Genomic DNA, 17,016 nt, shown 5'->3' with positions numbered 1-17,016 from the left:
CCCCCGCCCCCCTTCCCCTATAGCCCGGCCCGATTCCAGCCCCGGCCGCGCGGCCCATTCGCGCCGCCGGGGCGAAATATTTCAGGGGTAATGCGATGGCGCGTCGCCGGCAGATCTACGAAGGCAAGGCGAAGATCCTCTACGAGGGGCCGGAACCCGGCACCCTGATCCAGTATTTCAAGGACGACGCCACCGCGTTCAACGCCCAGAAGAAGGGCACGATCAGCGGCAAGGGCGTGCTCAACAACCGCATTTCCGAGCACATCTTCACCCTGCTCGACCATATCGGCGTTCCGACGCACTTCATCCGCCGTCTCAATATGCGCGAACAACTAATCCGCCAGGTCGAGATCGTCCCGATCGAGGTGATGGTGCGCAATGTCGCGGCGGGCACGCTGTCGAAGCGGCTCGGGATCGAGGAGGGCACGAAGCTGCCCCGCACGATCATCGAATATGCCTACAAATCGGACGAACTCGGCGATCCGATGATCACCGACGAACATATCGCCGCTTTCGGCTGGGCGACGCAGGAGGAGATGCACGACATCGCCGACCTGTCGATCCGCATCAACGATTTCCTGTGCGGCCTGTTCGCCGGGGTCGGCATCCGCCTCGTGGACTTCAAGCTGGAGTTCGGCCGCATCTGGGATAACGACTACGGCCGCATCATCCTGGCGGACGAGATCAGCCCCGATTGCTGCCGCCTTTGGGACATGGAAACCAGCGAGAAGCTCGACAAGGACCGCTTCCGCCGTGACCTTGGCGGCGAGGCGGAGGCCTATCAGGAGGTCGCACGCCGCCTGGGCCTGCTGCCCGAGGGCGAGGATTCGGCGGTGCTCGATCTCGAAAGCCACCGCAAGCGCCGGGGGAAGTGATGAAGCTGACCGTCCATGTCACGCTGAAGCCCGGCGTGCTCGATCCGCAGGGCAAGGCGATCGAACACGCGCTCGCCAGCCTCGGCTTTGCGGGCGTCGATGGCGCGCGTGTCGGCAAGCTGATCGAACTCGATCTCACCGATGACGTGACCGACGAACAGGTCGACGCGATGTGCCAGAAGCTGCTCGCCAACACCGTGATCGAAAACTACCGAGTATCGCGCGCATGAAGACCGCGGTCGTCGTCTTCCCCGGCTCCAACTGCGACCGCGATATCGCCGTCGCGCTGGAGGCGGTGACCGGCGTCAAGCCGGTGATGGTGTGGCACCGCGAGACCGAATTGCCCGACGGAATCGGCCTCGTCGCGCTCCCCGGCGGCTTTTCATATGGCGACTATCTTCGGTCGGGCGCGATGGCCGCGCGGTCACCGATCCTGCGCGCGGTGACGGACGAAGCCGCGAAGGGTCTGCCGGTAATCGGCATCTGCAACGGCTTCCAGGTGCTGACCGAAGCCGGTCTCCTCCCCGGCGCCTTGATGCGCAACGCTGGCCTGAACTTCGTCTGCCGCGACGTCGCGCTCACGGTGGAGAACACGCAAAGCGCCTTCACCGCGCGCTATTCGGCTGGCGAGACGATCAGCATCCCGGTCGCGCACCATGACGGCAATTACTTCGCCGACGCCGCGACGCTCGATCGGCTCGAAGGTGAAGGCCGCATCGCCTTCCGCTACGCCGAGGAAGTGAATGGCAGCGCGCGGCGGATCGCGGGCATCCTGAACGACGCGGGCAACGTGCTGGGCCTGATGCCCCACCCCGAACGCCGCATCGAAACCGCCCACGGCGGCACCGACGGCCGCCGCCTGTTCGAAGGATTGTTGGAGGTGATTGCGTGAGCCGTTGGAAAAAAAGCCCTTCGCCCAAATTTGAGCCCGCGATCGCGGAAAATTTCGACCTTGACCGATATCTGGCGGCGAACCCTGACGTCGCGCAGCATGTCATGTCCGGCGGCGACGGCGCGGCACATTTTCGCGAGTTTGGTCTGGCCGAAAGACGGCGCCAGATGACTGCGGCGTCCTTCTCGTCGATGAAATCTCGTATTCATCGGCGCTATGAACGCTTCGCACCGGTGCTCGACGCGTCGAAGGGGGCGAGAGGCAATTTTCGCTTTGCGGCGGAGAAAGACGCTTTTCCAATCCTGTATGGTGCATCCACCTATGATCTGGCGGCGTATGATGCCGAATCCGCCAATGCCGGGTTCGGACCGTTCGTCACCGAAGTCGAACAGAATCCGGACAAGCTATATGCCGATATCGGCTGCGGCCGTCGGCATACTAAATCCGATAATTGCTTGTATATCGAAGTCTATCCGTCCGTATCTGCCGACCTGATCATGGAACCTGGTAGTCGTTATCCGATTGCGTCCGAATCACTGGATGGGATCGGTTGTTTCGCTGTACTTGAGCACGTCGAAGAACCGTGGAAGGTAGCGGAAGAATTTCGCCGGATGCTGAAACCAGGCGGTAAGGTTTTTATCGACTGGCCGTTTCTGCAACCTGTTCACGGTTATCCATCGCATTACTACAATGCAACGCGCGCCGGACTCCGTCGAATGTTCGATGATGGATACGACATCGAATTGATCGATACCTTGGCCAACCAGACGCCAGCGCACTCGATCACCTGGTATCTCTCGGCGATGCTGTCCGATCTCGCGCAACGCGATCCGGCGGCGCATACCCGCCTACTAGCGACGCCGGCCGGTCAACTTGTCGCCGAATCGCCAACAGGAGAGTTCTGGACGGGACTGGTGGCCAGCCTCTCGCCTGAAATGGTCATGACGCTGGCATGCGGCAACTCGCTGATCGCACGAAAGAAGTAGCTTACACCCGCGCCCGGAACGGCGTGAAATCCGTCTCGCGATCGAACACGTCGACCCCCTCCGCTCGCTTCAGCCATCCGACCACGCCGTATGTCACAGGGGTCAACAGCGCCTCCCACCCCATCTTCAGCGCCCATTGCGTGAACAGCACGGTGACGACCAGATCGGTCGTCCACCCCGCCGCGCCCCAGAACGCCAGCGGGTAGAAGATCAGGCTGTCGACGCCTTGCCCCGCGATCGTCGACCCGATCGTCCGCATCCACAGATGCCGGCCGCCGCTCCACACCTTCATTCGCGCCAGGACGTAGGAATTGACGAACTCCCCCGCCCAGAACGCGCACATGCTGGCGAACACGATCCGCGGCACCTGCCCGAACACAATTTCATACGCCGCCTGGTTGGTCCAGTCGGGCGCAGGCGGCAACGCGACCACCACCCACGCCATCAGCGCCATGAACAGCGTCGCCGAAAACCCGGCCCAGATCACGCGCCGCGCCCGCGCATAGCCATATACCTCGGTCAGCACGTCGCCGATCACATAGCTGACCGGGAAGAACAGGATGCCCGCCCCGAACGGCCACGCCCCGATCACCGGCAAGTGGACGACCGCGACCTTCCCTGCGCCCAGCACGTTCGACAGCAACAGGATCGCGACGAACGCCGCCATCACGAAATCGAAATAGCGAAAGCCCGCCGCCCCCACGGCATCGGCCGCAACCACCTTCGGCATTCCATTCTCTTCGCTCATGCCCAGACCATGCCGCCTGTTTCGCACCGCCGCAATCCGCGCTAACGAACGCGCGGGCGCCCGTAGCTCAGATGGATAGAGCACGAGCCTTCTAAGCTTGTGGTCGCTGGTTCGAGTCCAGCCGGGCGCGCCAAGATTGGAGAGCGACGATGCTGGCTAGCAAGGTGATCGAATCACCCGTAGGACGGCTGACGTTGGTCGCGAGCGACGCGGCGCTCGTCGCGATCCTGTGGCCGAACGACGATCCGCGCCGCGTGCGCTTGAGCGCTTGCGCGGACGGTCTGAACCATCCGCTACTGATCGAGACCGATCGCCAGCTCGCCGCCTATTTCGCGGGCGAACTGACCCGCTTCACCGTCCCGCTCGACTTTCGCGGCACCGATTTCCAGCAACAGGTATGGGCCGAACTAGTCGCGATTCCCTATGGCGAGACGCGCAGCTATGGTCAGATCGCGCAGGCGATCGGCCGTCCTACTGCTTCGCGTGCAGTCGGTGCTGCGAACGGGCGCAATCCGATCTCGATCATCGCGCCGTGCCACCGCGTCGTCGGATCGAACGGCGCGCTCACCGGCTTCGCAGGTGGCCTGGCCGTGAAAGAACAACTGCTCGCGCTCGAACGCGGAACGCCTCAGGGTGGATCGACATTCAGTCCAGGCGGAGCCGAAAAGGGTGATTTTCGAGCATCGGAGCGCAGCGTACTTTTGGGTACGTGAGCACCGAAGCGCAGAAAATCGCTCTTTGCAGGCCCGCGCGGGCTGAATGGCGACCCGCCCTAATTGCGCGGAGCCTGGCGGCGGTAGCTTAACGCCTCGGCGATATGGATGCGGCCGACGCCCTCGCTCCCCGCGAGATCGGCGATCGTCCGTGCGACGCGTAAAATACGGGTATAACCGCGCGCCGACAGCCGCATCGCCTCCGCTGCCTGCGCCAGCAACTTGCGACCGGGTTCGTCGGGCGTGGTGAATTCCTCCAGCAGCGCGCCCTCGACCTCGGCATTCGTGCGCACGCCGCGGTCGCGATAGCGCGCCGTCTGCACCGCGCGCGCCACCGCCACCCGCGCGCGAACCTCGGCCGATCCTTCTGCGGGCGGCGGCAGGATCAGATCGGCGGCGCTGACCGCCTGTACCTCGACGTGCAAATCGATCCGGTCGAGCAATGGCCCCGACACCTTCGCCTGATAGTCAGCCGCGCATTTCGGTGCGCGCGCACACGCCATCGACGCGTCGCCGAGATGCCCGCAACGGCACGGGTTCATAGCGGCGACCAGTTGCACCCGCGCCGGAAAGGTGACGTGCGCATTCGCCCGCGCGACGCTGACCGTCCCCGTCTCCAGCGGCTGGCGCAGCGAATCGAGCACCGCGCGCTGGAATTCGGGCAACTCGTCGAGAAACAGCACGCCCAGATGCGCGAGGCTGACCTCGCCCGGCTTCACCTTCAGCCCGCCCCCGGTCAGCGCGGCCATGGAGGCGGAATGATGCGGCGAGCGGAACGGCCGCGCGCGCGTCAACCGCCCGCCGCTCAGCGTCCCCGCGACCGACTGGACCATGCTGACCTCAAGCGCCTCGGCCGCGTCGAGCGGCGGAAGGATTCCCGGCAGGCATGCCGCCATCAGCGATTTTCCGGCCCCCGGCGGCCCCACCATCAGGAGATTGTGCCCGCCCGCCGCGGCGATCTCCAGCGCGTGCTTGGCGGTTTCCTGCCCCTTCACCTGTTTCAGGTCCGGCCCGTGCGTCAGCGCCTCGACCTCCCCCGCCGCGGGCGCGGACAACAACCCCTGCCCCTTCAGATGGTTGAGCAACGCCAGCAGATCGGGTGCCGCGACGACCTCGATCGATCCGCTCCACGCTGCCTCCGACCCTTGCGCCGCGGGACAGATCAGCCCCTTGCCCTCCTCCGCCGCATGAAGCGCGGCGAGCAGCACGCCCGGCGACGGCGCAAGCCGCCCGTCGAGCGTCAATTCCCCGACGACGACATAATCCGCCAGCGCCTCGGCATCGACGATGCCCATCGCCGCCAGCAACGCCAGCGCGATCGGCAGGTCGAAATGCGATCCTTCCTTCGGCAGATCGGCCGGCGACAAATTGACCGCAATCCGCTTCGGCGGCAGCGCCAGCCCCATCCCGGCGATCGCGCCGCGCACCCGCTCGCGGCTTTCCGCCACCGCCTTGTCGGCCAGTCCGACGACGTTGAACGCGGGCAACCCGGGGATCAATTGCACCTGCACCTCGACGCCGCGCGCCTCCAGACCCAGATACGCCACCGTCGCAACAATCGCCGCCATGCCACCCCCGTTTGGCGGCGACGATAGCGGCTTTTCAACCGCTTGCTACCGGCGATCACCGACTGTCTTGTATCAACAGGACACCTGCCCCACATCCGGACTCGTGTCGTACCCCGCCGCTTCGTTGACTTTCCCGTCGCACATCCGTATGCGCAGCCCCGTTCGGGCCGTCCTTCGTGGCGGCCTTTGATGTTTCAGATTCGGGAAATGCACGATGAAGCGGACCTTTCAGCCCAGCAACCTGGTGCGCGCACGCCGTCACGGCTTCCGCTCGCGGATGGCGACGGTCGGCGGCCGTGCGGTGATCCGCGCCCGCCGCAACCGCGGCCGCAAGAAGCTCTCCGCATAAAAGTCATCTCGGAACGCCGCGATTTTCTTGCGGCGAATGCGGGAAAGCGCGCACCGATGCCGGGCTTCGTCCTGCTGGTGCGCCCCCGCGGCGATGGTGACGACACGATGCGCGTCGGGTTCACCGTCACCAAGAAAATCGGCAACGCGGTCGTACGCAACCGGATGAAGCGCCGGTTGCGCGCGCTCGTGCGCGACGTGCTGCCGGAGCGCGGAATCATCGGTGCGGACCACATCTTGATCGGTCGCGCGGGTGGCATCGAACGTCAATTCAACGTCTTGCATGATGAACTTGTCAAGGCGTTGAAGAAGGTGATGCCGCGGTGACGCGATCGTCTTGGCCTAACCTTAGACTAACCTTGCGATGATCGCCCGGCTTCTGATGCTGATCGCACGTGGGTGGCAATTGGGGCCGTCGCTGATCCTGCCGCCGTCGTGCCGCTACAGCCCAAGCTGTTCGGCCTATGCAATAGAGGCGCTTCGCCGCTATGGGGCCGCCAAAGGTTCGTGGCTGGCGGCAAAGCGTATCGCGCGCTGTCATCCCTGGGGCGGGCATGGCCCGGACCCGGTACCGTAACTGAATTGGGGCGTTCGTGAGCGACGACAACAAGAATTTCGTGCTGTTCGCGGTGCTCGCGGCGCTGATCCTGTTCGGCTGGCCGCTGGTGCAGAACCAGTTCTTCCCGACCGCCAATCCGCCCGTCACGCGGATCGAGGACGGCAAGACGAAGGTCATCGCCAACAAGGGCGCTGATCCGACCGCCGACACCCCCGCCGCGATCCGCGATCGCCGCGCGGTGCTGGCCGAGACGCCACGCGTCCGCATCCAGACCCCGACGCTGCAGGGCTCGATCAACCTGAAGGGCGCGCGGATCGATGACCTGACGCTGACCCGCTATGATGAGACCATCGCGAAGAACTCCGCCCCGATCCGCCTGCTCTCCCCCGCCGGCGCGCCGGAGGCGTATTTCGCGAGCTTCGGGTGGCGCGGCGATGGCCTCTCCGCCCCCGCCGCCGACACCGTCTGGACCGCGTCGTCGCAGGTGCTCGCGCCCGGCCAGCCGGTAACGCTGACCACCACCAACGCGCAGGGCCAGCGCTTCGCGATCGATCTGTCGGTCGACGACGGCTATATGTTCACGGTGAAGCAGTCGGTCGCCAACGGTGCCACAGCGCCTGTCGCAGTAGCGATCTATGGCCTGGTCAACCGCACCGGCGTGTCGAAGGATCCGGATAGCTGGACGATCCACACCGGCCCGATGGCGGCGCATAACGACAAGGCGGACTACGACATCGATTTCAAGGATATCGACGCCGCTCCAGCCAAGTTCACGTCGACCCGCGGCTGGCTCGGCTTCTCCGACAAATACTGGCTGACCGCATTGGTCCCCGATCAGGCGCGCGCTTTCGACGGACAGTTCCGCGCCGGTGCGAACAAGGCGTACCAGGCCGATTACTCCACCGCCGCCCGCCTGCTGCCGCCGGGCCAGCAACTGACGCAGACCTCGCGCTTCTTTGCGGGCGCAAAGGAGGTCGCGATCCTCGACCGCTACACAGACAAGGAAGGCGTCGCTCGGCTCGACTATGCGATCGACTGGGGCTGGTTCAAGATCGTCGAGAAACCGATCTTCTACTATCTCGACTGGCTTTTCCGCATGGTCGGCAATTTCGGCGTCGCGATCATCCTGCTGACCGTCACGATCCGCGGTCTGATGTTCCCGATCGCGCAACGCCAGTTCGCCAGCATGGCCAACATGCGCGCGATCCAGCCCAAGATGAAGGCGCTGCAGGACCGGCACAAGGACGACAAGCCGCGGATGCAGCAGGAGATCATGGCGCTGTACAAGGCGGAAAAGGTCAACCCGCTCGCCGGCTGCGCCCCCACCCTGCTCCAAATCCCGATCTTCTACGCGCTGTACAAGGTGCTCATGCTGACGATCGAAATGCGTCACCAGCCGTTCGTCGCGTGGATCAAGGATCTGTCCGCGCCCGATCCGCTGACGCCGCTGAACCTGTTCGGCCTGCTCGCCTTCACGCCGCCGCACTTCATCGCGATCGGCGTCGTCCCGATCCTGCTCGGCATCAGCATGTATTTCCAGTTCAAGCTGAACCCCGCACCGATGGACGCCACGCAGAAGCAGGTCTTCGCGCTGATGCCGTGGGTGCTGATGTTCGTGATGGCGCCGTTCGCGGTCGGGCTGCAGGTCTATTGGATCACGTCGAACTGCCTGACGATCCTGCAGCAGAAACTGCTCTACGCGCGCCATCCCGCGCTGAAGGAAGCACCGGCCAAGTGACCGATGAACGCGGCTTCGATCCCGCCCTGATCGAGGCCGCGCGAAAGGCCTTCGCCGGCCCGATCGACTTCCTGAAATCCGCCCCCGCGCTGGAGTTCATTCCCGACGGCATTGTCCCCGAAGTCGCCTTCGCCGGCCGTTCCAACGTCGGCAAATCGTCGCTGCTGAACGCGCTGACCGGCCGCAAGGCGCTCGCGCGGACCTCGGTCACGCCGGGGCGCACGCAGGAACTGAACTTCTTCGACGTCGGCCAACCGCTCGCCTTCCGGCTGGTCGATATGCCCGGCTACGGGTTCGCGAAAGCGCCCAAGGACATGGTGCGCAAATGGCGTTACCTGATCAACGATTTCCTGCGCGGACGGCAATCGCTGAAGCGCACTTTGGTCCTGATCGACAGCCGCCACGGCATCAAGGACGTCGACCGCGAAATCCTGACCATGCTGGACAAGGCCGCAGTCAGCTACCGCGTGGTCCTGACCAAAGCCGACAAAATCAAGGCGACCGACCTCGAAGCCGTGATCGCCGCGACCACCGCGGAAGCGCGCCAACGCCCCGCCGCGCACCCCGACATCATCGCCACCTCGTCCGAAGGCGGCCTCGGCATCCCGGAACTCCGCGCCGCCGTGATCGAATCGATCGGCTGAGCGTCAGATGTTTCCCGTTCGATCGCGTGGCGTGATCGCGGGAGCGAGCGGATCGAAGCCCGTCGGCAGCCCCGACGCCAGCGGTTGCGGCAATATCCGCCCGACCTTTTCGGCCGCCGCGCGAAGCCCAACATCCTTTCGCAGGCGCTCGAGAAAGGCGAATTCGGCGCGGCCCTGAATGCTAGTATCCTGCAGCCTGTCGGGCTGCAGGAGCAGCAATGCCCAGCCACGATCGCTCTCGCGGGTGAGCGCCTCCTGGACCAAAGCCACCGCCTTCGGCAGATCGTCCTGACACAGATAGATGCGGAGCGCGGCACTGGGGATCGCCGATCGCGCGATCATGACCTCGGCGATGTCCAGCGCCCCCGCTTGCGCCTGGCCCAAACCGATCCGAGCGCAGGCGCGCATCGACACGACGTTGATCGTCGCCGACCGATTGACCTCCGGCCCCAGCGCCTTCGCCGCCGCCATCCAGGCGTCGGCGTGCGTCACGACATCGTTCCAGCGGTGCTGCATGAAGGAGTTGGTGATCGGGCTACCCGAAAGGTTCAGTCTGCGCGCCGCGGCATCGGGCGGCAAAGCGGCGTCGACGCGGCGCAGGATCGCATCGCGTTCGGCGGACCGCCCGAGCCGGTCGAACGCACGCGCGACAGGCACCGCAAGAAACTCTGCCGACGCGTCATCCTTGGCCAGCTTGTCTTCGGTCAGGAGCGGCGCGAACAGGTCGATCACGACCGGAAACGCCTCCACCGCCATCAATGCCCGCGCATAATTGGTCGCGGTCCGGTAATCCTGCGACGTCTGCCATTCGCGCCGCAATTCCTCCAGATGCATCAGGCGCAGCCGGTCGAGCGACGGCCCGCCCCACGCCGCGATCGTCGGCCACAGCGCCGCATAGCGCCGGTCGACGTACAACTCCGCCATATCGCTCGTAGCGGTGATGTCGCGCACGAAGCGTTCGGCCGATACTGCGCCATGCGCCGCGGCCTCAGCCTTGACGCGGGCCAACGCCGCGCTCGACCGCATCGGCGACAGCAGGTTGCCGATCCCGATCTCCCCCATCCGCGCCGCGAGCCGGTCGGCGCGCGCGGTATCACCGATCTCGCGCAGCCGCCCCAGCAGCGCGCCGGCGAGATAATCGTCCGTGTGGCGGGCCATCTCCGGCGCTTGCTTGCTCGCCTCCAGCCACAGGTCCGCCGCACGCGGTGCGCCGCCGGAAAATGTCAGGATGACGCTGGCGACGAGCTTCGGGAACGCCTCATCGGGCAGGAGCCGCATCGCTTCCTCGATCGCCGACCCTGCATCCGCCATCCGGTTCGATTGCAGCAACAGGTTGGCGCGCGCGGTCTGGACCAGGCCCCTCAGCGGGGTGGGTTGCGGCAGTCGCGCGATGAGCGCGTCGAGCCGGGTCACCGACGGCTGGCCCGAACCCAGCGCCTCGCCGATTTCGGGCAGCAGCGCGCGTTCGGCAGGGTCCGTCACCTTGCCCATTATTTCCTGCGGCGTCGCCCGCAACGGCGCCGCTGCCGCGATGGCCAGACCCGCCGCCACGATCCAGAATCGCTTCATCATGTCGTCCCCCTGCCGCGATGACGCGCAATCTCAACGGCATGTCCAGTGCGACCGCCCGACGGATCAACCCGCCCGCGCGTTCGTTACAGACAGCGAACGAGTACGGAGAGGTAATCCGATGGTTAAAAACAATCTGAAAACCGCGGCGCTGGTCGGCGGGGGGCTGGCTGCGGTCGCGGGGATCGCGGGCGCGCTGTTCATCTGGCGTGAAAAACAGACCGAGCGCGCCGCTTATTCGGTCGTCGTGGCCGACGGCGCAATCGAAGTGCGCGATTATCCCGATCTGATCGTCGCACAGACCGAGGACGGGGGCACGCGCGACGATGCGTTAGGCGAAGGCTTCGATACGCTTGCCGCCTACATCTTCGGCACCTCGCGTGGAGGCGATGACGCCGATCGCCCGCACGAGATCGCGATGACCGCGCCGGTCCTGTCCGATCGCGCCGAAGCAGGAAGCTGGCGCACGCGGTTCGTCATGCCACGCGGCGAGACGCTTGATACGCTTCCCGAACCCGGTCCCGGCGTCTCGATTCAGCCGCTCCCCGCGCGGCGCGTCGCCGCGATCAAGTTTTCGGGGCTGGCTGACGACGCGCTGCTCGCCGCGCACGAACGCGACCTGCGTGCCTGGCTCCTGCAGCGCAGCTACCTCCCCGCCGCACCGGCCGAATATGCCTTCTACGATTCGCCGTTCGTGCCCGGCCCACTGCGCCGCACCGAAGTGCTGATACCGCTCGCGCAATAAGGGTTACCGGCACAACGCCTTGCCGCCCGGCTGTTTCGACGCCACACCCGCGCGATGCGCAAACTTCTCCTGATCCCGCTTCTACCCGTCCTCTTCATCTCCACGCACGTCGCGGCACGCGAAGCGCCGTCGCAACCCCGGCTGAAGGGCAGCGTCGAGAAGCTCGTATCGTTCGGTACGCGGCATTCGCTGTCGTCGGCGACCGATCCGATGCGCGGAATCGGCGCGGCGCGGACATGGGCGGCGAGCGAATTTGCGACGATCTCGGCGAGATGCGGCGGGTGCATCACCGTCGAGCGCCTGTCGCGCCGCTTCGTCGGCCCGCGCGCGCCCGACGGCGTGGTGATCGAGGACGTGCTGGGCATCCAGAAGGGCAGCGATCCGAACCGCTACATCATCGTCGGCGGGCATATCGACAGCCGCGTCTCGAACGAGATGGACGCGACCAGCGACGCGCCGGGTGCGAATGACGACGCGAGCGGCGTCGCTTTGGTGCTGGAGGCGGCGCGCATCCTGTCGAAGGAGAAATTCGCCGCGAACATCGTCTATGTCGCCTTCTCGGGCGAGGAACAGGGGTTGTGGGGCGCGACCCTGCTCGCCGAAACCGCCAAGGCGCGCGGGTGGCAGGTCGATGCGATGCTCAACAACGATATCGTCGGCAATTCGGTCGGCCAAGGCGGACTGCGCGTCGCCGATCGGGTGCGGGTGTTTTCCGAAGGCGTGCGGGTCAGCGAATCGCTGGCCGAGGGTGTCGAACGCCGCGCGGTCGGTGGTGAGGACGACGGTCCGTCGCGCGCGTTGGCGAAGGCGATCGACGGGGTGGCGGATACCTTGCCGGGGAAATTCGACGTGTTCGTCGATCGCCGCCCCGATCGCTTCGGGCGCGGCGGGGATCACGAACCTTTCCTGCGCGAAGGCTATCCGGCGGTGCGCTTCACGGTCGGGGCGGAGAATTGGGATCGCCAGCACCAGAATCTTCGAACCGAGAACGGAACGGTCTATGGCGACACGATCGAGGGCATGGACTTCGCATATCTGGCGAAGGTGACCGCCATCAACGTCGCAATCCTCGCCCGCCTCGCCGCCGCCCCCGCCGCGCCGACCGGCGTGACGATCGCGGGCGCGCTGACCCGCGACGCGACGGTGGCGTGGCAGGCGGTGCCGGGCGCGACGTCGTACCGGATCCGCTGGCGGCGCACCGACAAGCAGGACTGGACCGACAGCCGCATCGTCACCGGCGCGACGACTGCGGTGTTAAAGGAAGTGTCGGTCGACGATCACTTCATCGGCGTGGCCGCGGTGGGGGCGGATGGCGCGGAGAGCATCGTCACCTTCGCCGGCCGCGCCCCGCGGCGATAAACGCCGGTCAGGCGTAGGCGTAGGGTCCGCCCTTGCCGAGCGCGCTTTGATAGGCGGGGCGCGCGTGGATCTTGTCGAGCCAGGCGATCGTCGCGGGGCGTGACGAATCCAGCCCGGCGCGGCTGCGTGCGGCCTCCAGCGGGAAGCTCATCATGATGTCCGCGGCGGTCATTTCCGCGCCCGCGAACCACGGACGCGACGCAAGCGTCGATTCGACGAAATCCAGGTGGACGTCGATCATCGGCTGAATGCGTGTGGCGATACGCTTGCCGAAGAACGGGACGCGCATCAGAACCAGCTTCACCAACAGCGGCGGCATCATCGAACCCTCGGCGTAATGCAGCCAGAAACGGTAATCGAGCGCCCCGGCGCGGTTCGCGGGCGCGCCGAGGCGGCCGTCGCCCTTGTCGACGAGATATTCGACGATCGCGCCGGTTTCGGCGACGACGCGACCATTGTCGTCGGTATCCTCGATCACCGGCGACTTGCCGAGCGGGTGGATGCGCTTCAGTTCGGGCGGGGCGAGCATCGTGGTTTTGTTGCGCTCATAACGTTTGATTTCGTGCGGGAGGCCCAGTTCGTCGAGCATCCACAGGATGCGTTGCGAACGGCTGTTCTCGAGATGGTGGACGATGATCGTCACGGGCGTTCCCCTGCTGTTGTGGCGGTCCATATCCATGCCGCGGCGGAAAATGTCACGCTGTCGCCGGTGATATCGCGCTCGAGCGTTCCAACGATCTATCCGGCGCGAACGGCAAGCGCGCCACATCGCTCGGTTGGTCTCGAGCCGCCGTTTAGAAACCCTCGGGCATCGCGATCGGCCCGACCACCTGCTCATATTGCCGGATCGCGTATCGGTCGGTCATCCCCGCGATGAAATCGGCGATATGGCGGCTTAGCGCGGGTTCTTGCGTCGGCAGCCGCTCGCGCCATTCCTCCGGCATCGAGGCCGGATCCGCGCGATAGGCGGCGAATAGCCCCGCCACGACCTGACCCGCCGCCGCGGCCGCCTCGAGTTGCCGCGGGTGATGATACAGGTTCGCGTACATGAACCGCTTCAGGTCACGCTCCTCCAACCGCATAGCGTCCGAGAATCCGACCAGCGCCCGCCCCGCCGCGCGAACATCCTCGACCGTTTCGACGCCCGATGCCGCGATCCGTACGCGCGTCTCCTCGATCAGGTCGTTGACCATCGTCCCGATCTGGCTGCGCACCAGTTCGCGCGCCAATCGTCGTTCGTCGCAATCCGGGAAGCGCCCCCGCGCCGCGTCCCACCCGCGCGCGACCAACGGCACCGCGCATAACTGATCGATCGACAGCAGCCCCGCACGCAGCCCGTCATCGATGTCGTGGTTGTCATAGGCGATGTCGTCCGCGATCGCGGCGACTTGCGCCTCCAGCCCCGGCCAGCGCGTCAGGTCCAGCCCCGCCGCCGCATCCGCCTCGGCCAGCGCCCAGCCGGGATGCGCGACCGGGCCGTTGTGCTTGGCCAGCCCTTCCAGCATCTCCCACGTCAGGTTCAGCCCGTCCCACAACGGATACGGCCGCTCGATCAGCATCAGCGTCCGAAGCGTATGCCCGTTGTGATCGAAGCCCCCCGCACCTGCCATCGCCGCCTTCAGCGCATCCTCGCCCGCATGGCCGAACGGCGGGTGGCCGATGTCGTGCGCCAGGCACAATGCCTCGGTCAGATCCTCGTTCAGCCCCAGCGCCCGCGCGATCGTTCGCCCGATCTGCGCCACCTCCAGGCTATGCGTCAGCCGGACGCGGAAGTGGTCGCCATCGGGGGCCAGGAACACCTGCGTCTTGTGGCGCAACCGGCGGAAGCTGATCGAATGGACGATCCGGTCCCGATCGCGCTGGAACGCGTCGCGCGGGCCACGAATGTCGGCCCCGGTTTGTTCCTTATGAAGACGGCCCTTGCTGCGGTCCGGGTCAGTCGCCCAGGCCGCGCTCTCGGTCACTTCGTCGACAGCCTCGTCACTTTTTGCCCGACCTCGCTAGTAAAGGTGAAGGCGGACACGCCCTGCTTAGCGAGCGTGTTGACCATCGCTTGCGCCTCGGCGTCGGTCTTGTACGGCCCGGTCACGACGCGGTTCGTGGCGCGCAGCGGCGTCGAATAAGCCGTTTTGCCTTTTAACGCCGCGGCCTTGCCCTGCGCGGCGTTCCACGCCTTCGTCAGATCGCCCGCATTCGCGCCGCCCGCGACCTGCACCCAGATGCGCGCGGGATCGGCCTTGGCAGCCTTCTTCTCGTCCGCCAGTTTCTTCGCCGCCGCGGCCTTTTCGGCATCGGCCAGCTTCTTCGCCTCGGCCGCCTTCTTGTCCGCCGCCGCTTTGCGCGCTGCAACCTTGGGATCGACGGTCGGCGTAGGCTTCGGAGTTGGCGCAGGGGTTGGAACCGATTTCGCGACGACCGGCTTGGCTACCGGCGCGACCGGACGTGCGGCCGGTATCGCGCTAACGACTTGCCTCGGCGCAGCGACGACCGGCTGCGGTTGCACCGGAGCAGGGGCGACCGCAACCGGCGTCGGCTGCGCCGATGCGACCCCCAGTTCCTCGGCCGGGATCGAGATACCCGCAATGATCCGCGCGAGGATCGAATCCTCGCTCATCTGCGGCGCAACCGGCGCCGACGTCGCTGGGACCGCCATGGTAGCTGGCCGTGCCGGGGCTTGAGCGGGCGGCGGCGTGGCAGGAACGCTGCTGGTCGGCACATTCGCGACGACCGTTGGTGTCACAGCGCCCGGCGCGAGCGGATTGGCTGCGGGAACCGCCGCGGAGAAACCGGGCGTCGGCGTCGGGGTCGCCGCCAATACAGTGGGTGCCGGAGTCGCGACGGTCTGCGGCGCGCTGGCGACGGACGATGGCGCAACGGCGGACGGCCGAGCCGTTGTCGGGGTCTGGCCCGGAGAAGGTTGCGTAGCGGTAGCCACCGGCTTCGGGGTTCCTGACGATGCCACGACTTGCGCTGAAGCAGACGACGCGAGCGGCACGCTGCGCAAGGCGGACGCAGGTGCAACCGGGGTCATCGACCGCTGAGTCGGCGTTGAAACGCTCGCCACCTGCACCGGCGCGACCGTCACGGGGGCCGGCGTCGCCGCGACAGGCTCAACGGCGCTCGCAGTCGGCGCGGGCGCAGGCCCAGGGTCAGATGTGGCCCGCGCAGGCACCGACTGCGCCACCTCGCGCGGCGCGGCGAACGTCACGCCGTTCACCGATCCATAGCGCGGCGCATCGGGCAAAGGCGCGGCTGCCGGTCGCGTAGCGCGCGCGACTTGCACACGCTGCTGCGCCTCGCGGCGACGGTCACGCGCGCTCTGGCGGCGTTCGCGCGCCTCTCGCCTCTTCACGTCCGCACGCAACACCGGCGCAGCCGCCTGCGCCAGCGTTACGGGTGCTGCCGCAGCCGGTTCCGGCGACAGCGCAGGCAATGCGGGGGCAAGCCTTGCATCGGCCAGCCGCGCGGGCGTCGGGCGGATTTCACCGAAATGCACCGCAAAGGCGCGATCGACCGGCCCCAGCGACGGCAACGTCTTGAAGAACGGCTGCAGCCCGGTCGCCATCCCCGGCGGCATCATCCGCGTCGCGATGTCGGTTGCGCCGGACAGGTCGCCGCCCATCGCCAGGATGAACGCCCGCGTCCGCCACGCGCCACGATCGCTCTGCCGCACCAGCGGGTCGATCTGCGCCAGCGCCTCGTCCTTCTTGCCCGAAATGGCCAGGCTCAGGGCATAACGTCGCTGCACCTCCGCCTGCGGGCCGCTCGCGAGCGCCAGCCGGTAATCGCGTTGCGCACGCGTCTGCTGGCCGATCAGATCATAGGCCAGACCGCGGTCCCCAGCAAAGCTGCGCGCGTCCAGCCCATAGCCTGCCGCCTGATCGAAGAAGCGCAGCGCCTCGCCCGGCCGTTCCTGCTGCACCAGGATACGCGCCATACCGGCCTTCACGCGGCCGTTCATCGGATCGAGCAGTTCGGCGCGCTTGAACAACGAGGCCGCCGCAGTCGCATCGCCCAGCTTCAGCGACAGTTCGCCCGCCTCGATCAGCGACGACAGATCGCGCGGATTGGCCCCCAGCCGCCGCATCGCCGCCGCCAACGCGTCCGCATCGGGCGTCAGCCGCGGCGCCATCTGCAGCGACTGCGGCTGCGGCGCTTGCGCCGCCGCGGGGATGGCGGCGAACAGCACCGGGATAACAAGAAGCTTCGACAATTTCATAAGCACGTTGAGGCTCGAGCGAGATGGACCTCCATCAATCCGCTCATCCTGAG

The 17,016-nt window shown here is 66.4% G+C and carries 18 protein-coding genes and 1 tRNA gene; 13 read left to right on the top strand and 6 right to left on the bottom strand.

Going from position 1 to position 17,016, the window contains the following annotated elements; translation table 11 throughout:
• Window positions 1–95 precede the first annotated feature (95 nt).
• From purC to M0208_RS15365, 4 genes are read left to right on the top strand one after another with little or no spacing between them, the layout of a single operon-like run.
• Window positions 96–875 (top strand): phosphoribosylaminoimidazolesuccinocarboxamide synthase, encoded by a 780-nt coding sequence (gene purC, locus M0208_RS15380; RefSeq protein WP_258892546.1) that lies wholly within the window; start codon window positions 96–98, stop codon window positions 873–875.
• The gene (gene purS / locus M0208_RS15375; RefSeq protein WP_258892545.1) at window positions 875–1,105 is read left to right on the top strand and encodes a phosphoribosylformylglycinamidine synthase subunit PurS; all 231 of its coding nucleotides are present in this window, start codon (window positions 875–877) and stop codon (window positions 1,103–1,105) included. Before purC ends, purS begins: the two co-directional genes overlap by 1 nt.
• The gene (gene purQ / locus M0208_RS15370) at window positions 1,102–1,767 is read left to right on the top strand and encodes a phosphoribosylformylglycinamidine synthase subunit PurQ (protein ID WP_258892544.1); all 666 of its coding nucleotides are present in this window, start codon (window positions 1,102–1,104) and stop codon (window positions 1,765–1,767) included. The genes purS and purQ overlap by 4 nt, the downstream gene beginning before the upstream one ends.
• Window positions 1,764–2,753 carry a class I SAM-dependent methyltransferase gene (locus M0208_RS15365; RefSeq protein WP_258892543.1) on the top strand — a complete coding sequence of 330 codons (990 nt, stop codon included), beginning with the start codon at window positions 1,764–1,766 and terminating at the stop codon, window positions 2,751–2,753. The genes purQ and M0208_RS15365 overlap by 4 nt, the downstream gene beginning before the upstream one ends.
• 1 nt (window position 2,754) lies before the next feature.
• Here M0208_RS15365 and M0208_RS15360 read toward each other — a convergent pair whose 3' ends face one another.
• Entirely contained in the window at window positions 2,755–3,501 is a 747-nt protein-coding gene (locus M0208_RS15360) for a queuosine precursor transporter (protein WP_258892542.1), read from the bottom strand.
• A gap of 56 nt (window positions 3,502–3,557) precedes the next feature.
• Here M0208_RS15360 and M0208_RS15355 point away from each other — a divergent pair.
• A tRNA-Arg gene (locus M0208_RS15355) sits at window positions 3,558–3,634 on the top strand.
• Between the two features lie 16 nt (window positions 3,635–3,650).
• The gene (locus M0208_RS15350; RefSeq protein ID WP_258892541.1) at window positions 3,651–4,214 is read left to right on the top strand and encodes a methylated-DNA--[protein]-cysteine S-methyltransferase; all 564 of its coding nucleotides are present in this window, start codon (window positions 3,651–3,653) and stop codon (window positions 4,212–4,214) included.
• A 59-nt stretch (window positions 4,215–4,273) separates the two neighbouring features.
• Here the strand turns inward: M0208_RS15350 and M0208_RS15345 are convergent, their stop codons facing one another.
• Window positions 4,274–5,782, bottom strand: a complete 1,509-nt coding sequence (locus M0208_RS15345) for a YifB family Mg chelatase-like AAA ATPase (protein ID WP_258892540.1) — start codon at window positions 5,780–5,782, stop codon at window positions 4,274–4,276.
• A gap of 214 nt (window positions 5,783–5,996) precedes the next feature.
• Here M0208_RS15345 and rpmH point away from each other — a divergent pair, with 214 nt between their 5' ends.
• From rpmH to yihA, 5 genes are read left to right on the top strand one after another with little or no spacing between them, the layout of a single operon-like run.
• Window positions 5,997–6,131 (top strand): 50S ribosomal protein L34, encoded by a 135-nt coding sequence (gene rpmH, locus M0208_RS15340; RefSeq protein WP_151956042.1) that lies wholly within the window; start codon window positions 5,997–5,999, stop codon window positions 6,129–6,131.
• Window positions 6,128–6,457, top strand: a complete 330-nt coding sequence (gene rnpA / locus M0208_RS15335; RefSeq protein ID WP_258893277.1) for a ribonuclease P protein component — start codon at window positions 6,128–6,130, stop codon at window positions 6,455–6,457. Before rpmH ends, rnpA begins: the two co-directional genes overlap by 4 nt.
• A 37-nt stretch (window positions 6,458–6,494) precedes the next feature.
• Window positions 6,495–6,707: a membrane protein insertion efficiency factor YidD gene (gene yidD, locus M0208_RS15330; protein ID WP_258892539.1), complete on the top strand. Its 213-nt coding sequence runs from the start codon at window positions 6,495–6,497 to the stop codon at window positions 6,705–6,707.
• A 16-nt stretch (window positions 6,708–6,723) separates the two neighbouring features.
• Window positions 6,724–8,427 (top strand): membrane protein insertase YidC, encoded by a 1,704-nt coding sequence (gene yidC, locus M0208_RS15325; RefSeq protein ID WP_258892538.1) that lies wholly within the window; start codon window positions 6,724–6,726, stop codon window positions 8,425–8,427.
• Window positions 8,424–9,071: a ribosome biogenesis GTP-binding protein YihA/YsxC gene (gene yihA, locus M0208_RS15320; protein ID WP_258892537.1), complete on the top strand. Its 648-nt coding sequence runs from the start codon at window positions 8,424–8,426 to the stop codon at window positions 9,069–9,071. The genes yidC and yihA overlap by 4 nt, the downstream gene beginning before the upstream one ends.
• A gap of 3 nt (window positions 9,072–9,074) precedes the next feature.
• Here yihA and M0208_RS15315 read toward each other — a convergent pair whose 3' ends face one another.
• The gene (locus M0208_RS15315; protein WP_258892536.1) at window positions 9,075–10,643 is read right to left on the bottom strand and encodes a M48 family metallopeptidase; all 1,569 of its coding nucleotides are present in this window, start codon (window positions 10,641–10,643) and stop codon (window positions 9,075–9,077) included.
• Between the two features lie 118 nt (window positions 10,644–10,761).
• On the opposite strand from M0208_RS15315, the gene M0208_RS15310 reads away from it, so the two are divergent.
• Both M0208_RS15310 and M0208_RS15305 read left to right on the top strand, forming a co-directional pair.
• Window positions 10,762–11,385 carry a heme-binding protein gene (locus M0208_RS15310; RefSeq protein WP_258892535.1) on the top strand — a complete coding sequence of 208 codons (624 nt, stop codon included), beginning with the start codon at window positions 10,762–10,764 and terminating at the stop codon, window positions 11,383–11,385.
• A gap of 54 nt (window positions 11,386–11,439) precedes the next feature.
• On the top strand, window positions 11,440–12,744 hold the full coding sequence (locus M0208_RS15305) for a M20/M25/M40 family metallo-hydrolase (RefSeq protein ID WP_258892534.1): 1,305 nt from the start codon (window positions 11,440–11,442) through the stop codon (window positions 12,742–12,744).
• Window positions 12,745–12,751: 7 nt separating this feature from the next.
• Here M0208_RS15305 and M0208_RS15300 read toward each other — a convergent pair whose 3' ends face one another.
• From M0208_RS15300 to M0208_RS15290, 3 genes are all read right to left on the bottom strand, one after another.
• On the bottom strand, window positions 12,752–13,387 hold the full coding sequence (locus M0208_RS15300) for a glutathione S-transferase family protein (protein ID WP_258893276.1): 636 nt from the start codon (window positions 13,385–13,387) through the stop codon (window positions 12,752–12,754).
• 151 nt (window positions 13,388–13,538) lie between these two features.
• Window positions 13,539–14,708: a deoxyguanosinetriphosphate triphosphohydrolase gene (locus M0208_RS15295; protein ID WP_258892533.1), complete on the bottom strand. Its 1,170-nt coding sequence runs from the start codon at window positions 14,706–14,708 to the stop codon at window positions 13,539–13,541.
• Complete coding sequence (locus M0208_RS15290) at window positions 14,705–16,963, bottom strand: SPOR domain-containing protein (protein ID WP_408988106.1); 2,259 nt, start codon at window positions 16,961–16,963, stop codon at window positions 14,705–14,707. The genes M0208_RS15295 and M0208_RS15290 overlap by 4 nt, the downstream gene beginning before the upstream one ends.
• Between the last annotated feature and the right edge of the window lie 53 nt (window positions 16,964–17,016).

The organism is Sphingomonas sp. SUN019, assembly GCF_024758705.1.
In the GTDB taxonomy this organism is placed as follows: domain Bacteria; phylum Pseudomonadota; class Alphaproteobacteria; order Sphingomonadales; family Sphingomonadaceae; genus Sphingomonas.
This window is presented reverse-complemented; position numbering and strand designations above follow the sequence as displayed.